The organism is Plantactinospora endophytica (assembly GCF_016862915.1).
GTDB classification, from domain to species: Bacteria; Actinomycetota; Actinomycetes; order Mycobacteriales; family Micromonosporaceae; genus Plantactinospora; species Plantactinospora endophytica.
This window is the reverse complement of sequence record NZ_BONW01000089.1, coordinates 1-692: the sequence shown is the minus strand read 5'-3', so window position 1 is coordinate 692 and position 692 is coordinate 1. Positions and strand designations below refer to the sequence as shown.

The window sequence follows — 692 nt, the reverse complement described above, 5'->3', positions numbered from 1 at the left end:
TGACAGCGCATGTGACCTTGGCTTAGGGACAGGGTCGGGTAGGGCCGCGTCCGGCACCCGCACGGCACCGCCGCTTCTGGCAGGATCCGTCGGATGCGCAGGCTGATGGTGCTCCTTCTCGTGATGGCGGTTGCCGGCTGCGGCGACGGTGAAGCAACCCGGACAAGAGCCTCCGAACAGTTCACCCAGGGCGGCGTCAGTATGGAGCCGACGGTCAGGGCCGGCCAGGTCATCACTGCGCGGACGGTCACCGGCACATATGAGCCACGGCGCGGCGACGTCGTCCTGTTCCGTTCGCCGGGTGGCCTCTGGGGTGACCGCGAGACGCCGCTACTCAAACGCGTCATCGCGGTCAGCGGCGAAGCAATCGCCTGCTGCGACACCGCGGGGAAGGTGACAGTCAACGGGAAGCCGTTGAACGAGCCGTACGTGGCCGAGGACGCCTCGCTCGACGAGCCGCCGGACCCGAACCACTGCGGGCCGCGCCGGTTCGCCGCGGTTACCGTTCCGGCCGACTCCGTCTTTGTCATGGGCGACAGCCGCGCCCGGTCGAACGACTCCCGGTGTGCCGGGCCACTACCGGCGTCGTCGGTGTTCGCCGTCATGGCCGAGTGACCAGGCTCCCCCTGACACCCGCTACGGGTGGTTACGAGATGGCCGACGGTAAGCGCTGCACCGGACGGCGGCAGATT

The 692-nt window shown here is 68.8% G+C and carries 1 protein-coding gene; it reads left to right on the top strand.

Annotated elements, in window-relative coordinates; genetic code table 11:
• The first annotated feature begins 93 nt into the window (after positions 1–93).
• A complete protein-coding gene (lepB, locus tag Pen02_RS41450; RefSeq protein WP_203871689.1) occupies positions 94–615 on the top strand; it encodes a signal peptidase I in 522 nt (173 codons plus the stop codon).
• Positions 616–692: the final 77 nt, after the last annotated feature.